The sequence below is a fragment of the Dietzia cercidiphylli genome (genome assembly GCF_014145145.1).
Classification (GTDB): domain Bacteria; phylum Actinomycetota; class Actinomycetes; order Mycobacteriales; family Mycobacteriaceae; genus Dietzia; species Dietzia natronolimnaea.
This window is the reverse complement of record NZ_JAALEA010000057.1, coordinates 1-5655: the sequence shown is the minus strand read 5'-3', so window position 1 is coordinate 5655 and position 5655 is coordinate 1. Positions and strand designations below refer to the sequence as shown.

Genomic DNA, 5655 nt, shown 5'->3' with positions numbered 1-5655 from the left:
GCCGCGGTCGCCGCGCGCGTGGGCCGCATCGTCTTCGGCGCGTGGGAGCCCCGCACCGGGGCCTGCGGATCGCTGTGGGACGTGGTCCGCGACCGTCGGCTCGTCCACCGCCCCGAGGTCCGGGGCGGGGTGCTCGAGACCGAGTGCGCCGCGCTGCTCGAAGAGTTCTTTCGCGCTCGGCGGTGACGGGATCGTGACCGCGGTCCGGTGGAGGCCCGGCGCACATCTCCGTACGGTGGGTGAGGAGAGGCGCCGGGCACCGGCGCCGTGATCGAGAGGAGCACCACATGGGTGTGGGAGACAAGTTCTCGAACAAGGCCGAGGAGCTCGGTGGCCGCGCCAAGGAGTCGGCCGGCGCAGCGACCGGCGACCGCGACCTCCAGGCCGAGGGCCAGGCGGACCAGGGCAAGGCCGGCATCAAGCAGGGCGCCGAGAAGCTCAAGGACAAGGCCAACGAGGCCGCGAGCAAGCTCACCGGCAACGACAAGGCCTGATTCGCCGCGGCGAGCAGGCGATTTCCGCCTGCGGCCGCTCGTGAAGTAGCCTGATCGGCGGTGGCGTGTCCGAGCGGCCGAAGGTGCAGCACTCGAAATGCTGTGTTGGGTAACCCCCAACCGTGGGTTCAAATCCCACCGCCACCGCCACGGGAGAGTCCCGGAACTCATCGGAGTTCCGGGACTCTCCTCATTTCGGGATCGTTCTCACTTCGGGACTCATCTCATTCCGGGGCTCATCTCAGTCCGCGTTGTGACCCGGGAAGACGTCGGCGACGAAGTCCGGCAGTGCGGCGACCGCGCGGAGCGTGGTGATCGCGGAGTCGATCACCGTCTCCCGGGGCAGCCCGGACTCCTCGCCCAGCAGCGCCAACTCCTCGACACCTGCCAACCAGGCGCGGGTGAGCACCAGGGCCATCGGGCCGGGTCGGATGACCCCGATGCTGTGGAGGATGCGCAGGCTGATGGTGCGGTGCATGCCGTCCACGACCTGCTCGAGGACCGGGTCCACGGACCTGCCCGACCGTAGGACCGCCACGTAGTTGTCGCGACGCCGCTGGATGTAGCGCACCAGCGCGGTGATGATCGCGCGGGTGCGGTCCTCCGCGCTGGCCCCCTCCGGCACCTCGGTGAGCGACAGGACGTGGTCGGCCGCCGCGTTGACCACGGCCGTGAGGTAGTTCAGCTTGGTGGGGAAGTAGTGGAACAGCAGGCTGCGCGAGACCCCGGCCCGCTCGGCCACGTCGTCCATCGAGAGCGCGTGGAACGGCACCGTCTCCAGGAGCCTCACCCCCAGGACCACCAGTTGGTCGCGGCGCTCGTGTCGGGAGAGCCGTCGACCGCTCGTGCCGGGCATCGCTCACCTCGTCGTCGTCGTCGTGTCCTGCCGCCGTCGATTCCCCCATCGTAGGGCCGGGGCCGGGCCTCCGGACCGTCGTGCCACGATGGGACCATGTCGGATCACACGCCCCCCACCCCACGCGCGACCACCTTCGACGTGGGCTCGCGGATGGTCCTCGACGGCACCGCGGGGGGTCGCACCGGCGTCATCCACACCCCGCACGGCGACATCGCCACCCCGGCGTTCATCCCGGTCGGCACCAAGGCGACCGTCAAGACCCTGACGCCCGAGCAGGTCCGCTCCACCGGCGCGCAGGCGGTCCTCGCCAACGCTTACCACCTCTACCTGCAGCCCGGCCACGACGTGGTGGACGCCGCCGGCGGGCTCGGTGAGTTCATGCGCTGGCCCGGGCCCACCTACACCGATTCCGGCGGCTTCCAGGTGATGAGCCTGGGGGTGGGCTTCAAGAAGGTGATCGAGATGTCGGCGGGCGCAACCAAGACCCCGGACGACTCCGCCACCAACAAGGGCCAGGGAAGGCTGGCGAAGGTCGACGAGGACGGCGTCACCTTCACCTCTCACCTCGACGGCTCACCGCACCGCTTCTCCCCGGAGGTGTCGATGCGGATCCAGCACGGTCTGGGCGCCGACATCCTCTTCGCCTTCGACGAGCTCACCACGCTCATGAACACCCGCGAGTACCAGGAGCGGTCGGTCGAGCGCACCCGTCGCTGGGCGCAGCGCTGCCTCGACGAGCACGAGCGGCTGTCGCTGGAACGTGGACACCGGCCCGGCCAGTCGCTGTGGGGCGTGGTCCAGGGCGCGCAGTTCGAGGATCTGCGGCGCCGGGCCGTGCGCGGGCTGGTGGAGATGAGCGACCGCGCCGAGGCCGAGGGGCGACGAGGGTTCGGCGGCTACGGCATCGGTGGCGCGTTGGAGAAGGAGAACCTCGGCACCATCGTGGGGTGGTGCACCGAGGAGCTGCCCGAGGACCGACCGCGGCACCTGCTGGGGATCAGCGAGCCCGACGACATCTTCACCGCCGTCGAGAACGGCGCCGACACCTTCGACTGCGTGGCGCCCACCCGGCTCGCGCGCCACGGCGGGATCTACACCCTCGACGGGCGGGTCAACATCACCCGCGCCCAGTTCCGGCACGACCACACCCCGCTCGACCCCGAGGGGCCGTCCGAGGTCTCGCGCGAGTACAGCCGCGCCTACCTGCACCACCTGTTCAAGGCCAAGGAGTTCCTCGGTTCGACCCTGCTCACGCTGCACAACCTGGCGTTCGTGGTGCGGTTGGTCGACGAGGTGCGCGCCGCGATGGACGCCGGGCCCGAGGAGTACCTGGCGTACAAGTCCCAGTTCCTGGGGCGGTACTACTCGACGTAGCACCGCCCGCGCCTTACCCGGTCGGCGTCCGCCGGGCCCGTGCGCGCCTTCCTCGGGGGACGTCCCGCGGGGCCCGTCCGCGCCGATGACGTACGCGCCCTCTTCGGCTTATGCGGCCCCCCTGTCAGCCGCCGGAAGGGGTGCGCGCCGTCTCTGGACCATTCCGGACGCGCACCTCGGGTGAGGCGTCAGTGTCGGTCGCAGTCGCGCAGTCGCGCAGTCGCGCAGTCGCGCAGATGCGTGGAAAGCTGTCGGCATGGACCTTGGCGAGACTCTGGACGAGATCGATGCGATATACGCTCAGCGAACCGCTTTCGGAACCAATCCGATGGCGCCCACAGCTCCTCTGGGACCCTTCAGTCAGGCGGCGATGCAGGCCGCCGAGAATCTCCTGGTCAAAGCCCTAGACCGGATGGGGAGCGGCGAGCAGGACGCGGCGGAGCGACTGATGGGACGCGCGGCCGAGATCCCGTTCGATGACCACGAGGGGGTGTGGCCGGGACCCGAGGTGGCCGCGGATTTGCTCTACAACCTCATCGCGGACCATTCGGAGTTGCTCGCCGAGTTCGAGTTTGACGACGAGGGGAATGAACCCCCGATCGAGGTCCACCTGGGTATCCGGGAGATCAAGGGCCGGTTGAGCCCAGGAGAGGGTGAGGCACTGCGTGAGGTAATGCGTGAGATCCTGACGGTCGCGGGCGAGTACGGGATCGATCGCCACCAAGTGGGGCGACTGCGCGAGGTGCTCGAACTCCTGCCGCGGGGGGAGTACCACCGCGAGCTTCCAGGCGACGCCACGACCCAGCAGCGGCTGGACTCGATCGCCGCCGCGTGCCGCGTGTCTGCACTACTCCTCGAGACGTTCTACGGGGAGTACTGAGCCCGGGGTAAGAGAGTCAGCCGTCGAAGTAGATCGAGTGATGCAATGAGCAGCCCGGGTTGAACGGCGCCCTGCAGGCCGGGCACCCGTGTGCGTTCAGGTACTCGGTGATCGACAGCGTGGTCCGGCAGACACCGCACAGGATCGCCGGGGCGTCGAACTCGGCCCGCGGCCACGCCGAGACCGCGTGGTCAGCGGCATCGGCGTGGCAGCGGAAGCACGGGTAGAACTCCCGGCAGCAGTGGAAGCGGATCGCCACCACGTCGAGGGGCCCGCGGTAGTGGACGCAGCGGGTCTGGTCGTCGACGGTGGCGCCGAGCACCCGTATCGATGCGCCGCTCCCGTCGCGCCCGACGCCCGAGCCGCCGCCACCCGCGCCCTCGTCGTGGGAGGTCATGCCCTCGAGTCTGCCAGGGGCGATCGCGCCACGGTCGATCCGGCCAGGGCGGTCTGATAGCTGGGCTCGCGCTTCTTGATCCACGCGATCACGACGTACGTCACCGGCAGCAGGACCGCCTCGACGAGGGTCTTCCAGACGAACCCGATCACCACGTAGTTCCAGTAGTCGCCCGACCCGAGGACCATGCCCAGGGCGGGTGCCGCGATGGTGCAGAAGACGATGGTGTCCGCGAGCTGGCCGACCACGGTTGAGCCGAGCAGCCTGGCCCACAGGGTCTTCTCACCGGTGCGGCGCTTCATCCACACCAGGACGTAGCTGTTGAGCAGCTCGCCCACCACGTAGCCGGCCAGGCCGGCCAGGAAGAACTGCGGGATCACGCCGGCGACGGCCTCGAACGCGTCCTGGTTCTCGTAGAACGGGGCCGGCGGCAGATGGACGGTGAACGTGAAGCTCAGCGCCGCCAGCGCCAGGACGGCGAAGCCCGAGAGGACGACACGGCGCATCGCCTTGAAGCCGTACACCTCGCTGATCACGTCGCCCAGCACGTACGCCAGCGGGAAGAGCAGGAAGGCGCCGTCGGTGACGAGACCGTCGAGGCTGAGGAACCCGAGTTCGAAGCTCAGGTCGGGGAAGAGCAGGACGCCCTTGGTGCCGGTGACGTTGCTGATGAGCATGACGCCCACGAACAAGGCGATCAGGTAGCCGTAGTACGGGCTGGCGACGGTGGCGAAGACCGCGCGGTCGGTGCCGCTGCGGTCGTCCCGGGCGTCGGGGGCGGGGCTGGTGGGGGTCGGGTCGGACATGGTCGGGTCGGAGGAGTCCCGGGTGCTGCGCGCCGGCTCGGGAATGGTCCCGTCCGGCCGCCCAGGCCCGCGAGGATCAGGGTTCTGCTTCGATGAAGTGGTCACGGGCGTCGATTATCCGCGCAGACGCGCCCGACCGGCGAATCCACCGATCGCGCGACGTCCACCTCTGCGAACGTCCGGGCCCGACGGTCAGGCGACGACCCAGGGGCCGGATCGCAGCGATGCGGGAGAGACCACCCCTCGCAGGGCGTCGATCGAGTCCGCGCCGGGCGGTCCACCGAGTGACGCCACGATCCGGGCGACGGCCGCCCTCGTCGTCGTCCCCTCCAGCGCCAGGTCGGCCAGGGTCACCGCCCCGTCCCGCTTGGCCAGGCGCTCGCCGGCGGCGTTGACCGCGAGCGGGACGTGGACGTACTCCGGCCGGCGCAGGCCGAGGAGGTCGGCCAGATAGGCCTGGCGGGGGGTGGAGGGCAGGAGGTCCTCGCCGCGGACGACCTGGTCCACGCCCTGGTCGGAGTCGTCGACGACGACGGCGAGGTTGTACGCCCACACGCCGTCGCCGCGTCGCAGCACCACGTCGTCCACAACGCCTGTATAGGGGCCGTGGACGAGATCGTCGACGGTGAGCTCGGGGAGACCGGCACGCAGCCGCAGGGCGGGCACGCGGCCCGGACCGAGTGCTTCTCGTCGGGCTGCCCGCTCGGCCTCGGTCAGGTTTCGGCAGGTGCCCGGGTACGCGCCGGGCGGGGAGTGGGGGGCACGCGGTGCCTCGGCGATCTCGCGGCGCGAGCAGTAGCACTCGTAGACCAGGCCGCTGTCGGTGAGGCGGCCGGCGGCGGCGG

At 70.2% G+C, this 5655-nt stretch carries 7 protein-coding genes, 1 tRNA gene and 1 pseudogene; 5 read left to right on the top strand and 4 right to left on the bottom strand.

What is annotated here, in order from left to right:
* The 3 genes and pseudogenes from G6028_RS02840 to G6028_RS02830 all read left to right on the top strand — a co-directional run.
* Nucleotides 1-186, top strand: a pseudogene (locus G6028_RS02840) (nucleoside deaminase); the annotation flags it as partial.
* A 101-nt stretch (nucleotides 187-287) separates the two neighbouring features.
* Nucleotides 288-494 (top strand): CsbD family protein, encoded by a 207-nt coding sequence (locus tag G6028_RS02835; RefSeq protein ID WP_017838254.1) that lies wholly within the window; start codon nucleotides 288-290, stop codon nucleotides 492-494.
* A 59-nt stretch (nucleotides 495-553) separates the two neighbouring features.
* Nucleotides 554-644: transfer RNA gene (locus G6028_RS02830), tRNA-Ser, on the top strand.
* 91 nt (nucleotides 645-735) lie between these two features.
* Here G6028_RS02830 and G6028_RS02825 read toward each other — a convergent pair.
* Nucleotides 736-1350, bottom strand: coding sequence for a TetR/AcrR family transcriptional regulator (locus tag G6028_RS02825; protein WP_182657984.1), 615 nt, complete (start codon nucleotides 1348-1350; stop codon nucleotides 736-738).
* Nucleotides 1351-1446: 96 nt separating this feature from the next.
* On the opposite strand from G6028_RS02825, the gene tgt reads away from it, so the two are divergent.
* Together tgt and G6028_RS02815 are read left to right on the top strand one after the other, a co-directional pair.
* Nucleotides 1447-2727, top strand: a complete 1281-nt coding sequence (gene tgt, locus G6028_RS02820; protein WP_182657983.1) for a tRNA guanosine(34) transglycosylase Tgt — start codon at nucleotides 1447-1449, stop codon at nucleotides 2725-2727.
* 256 nt (nucleotides 2728-2983) lie between these two features.
* A complete protein-coding gene (locus tag G6028_RS02815) occupies nucleotides 2984-3607 on the top strand; it encodes a hypothetical protein (RefSeq protein ID WP_179524314.1) in 624 nt (207 codons plus the stop codon).
* A gap of 16 nt (nucleotides 3608-3623) precedes the next feature.
* Here G6028_RS02815 and G6028_RS02810 read toward each other — a convergent pair whose 3' ends face one another.
* The 3 genes from G6028_RS02810 to G6028_RS02800 all read right to left on the bottom strand — a co-directional run.
* Nucleotides 3624-4004, bottom strand: coding sequence for a CHY zinc finger protein (locus G6028_RS02810; protein ID WP_017836326.1), 381 nt, complete (start codon nucleotides 4002-4004; stop codon nucleotides 3624-3626).
* On the bottom strand, nucleotides 4001-4810 hold the full coding sequence (locus G6028_RS02805; protein ID WP_095717136.1) for a queuosine precursor transporter: 810 nt from the start codon (nucleotides 4808-4810) through the stop codon (nucleotides 4001-4003). The genes G6028_RS02810 and G6028_RS02805 overlap by 4 nt, the downstream gene beginning before the upstream one ends.
* 192 nt (nucleotides 4811-5002) lie before the next feature.
* Nucleotides 5003-5655, bottom strand: a 653-nt coding sequence (locus G6028_RS02800; RefSeq protein WP_182657982.1) for a glutamate--tRNA ligase family protein, incomplete at its 5' end; no start/stop codon positions are given.

Excerpts from the sequence above, each read along its gene's own strand:
- G6028_RS02835 (WP_017838254.1), top strand. The coding sequence starts at position 288 with ATGGGTGTGGGAGACAAGTTCTCGAACAAGGCCGAGGAGCTCGGTGGC.
- G6028_RS02825 (WP_182657984.1), bottom strand. The coding sequence starts at position 1,350 with ATGCCCGGCACGAGCGGTCGACGGCTCTCCCGACACGAGCGCCGCGAC.
- tgt (WP_182657983.1), top strand. The coding sequence starts at position 1,447 with ATGTCGGATCACACGCCCCCCACCCCACGCGCGACCACCTTCGACGTG.
- G6028_RS02815 (WP_179524314.1), top strand. The coding sequence starts at position 2,984 with ATGGACCTTGGCGAGACTCTGGACGAGATCGATGCGATATACGCTCAG.
- G6028_RS02810 (WP_017836326.1), bottom strand. The coding sequence starts at position 4,004 with ATGACCTCCCACGACGAGGGCGCGGGTGGCGGCGGCTCGGGCGTCGGG.
- G6028_RS02805 (WP_095717136.1), bottom strand. The coding sequence starts at position 4,810 with ATGTCCGACCCGACCCCCACCAGCCCCGCCCCCGACGCCCGGGACGAC.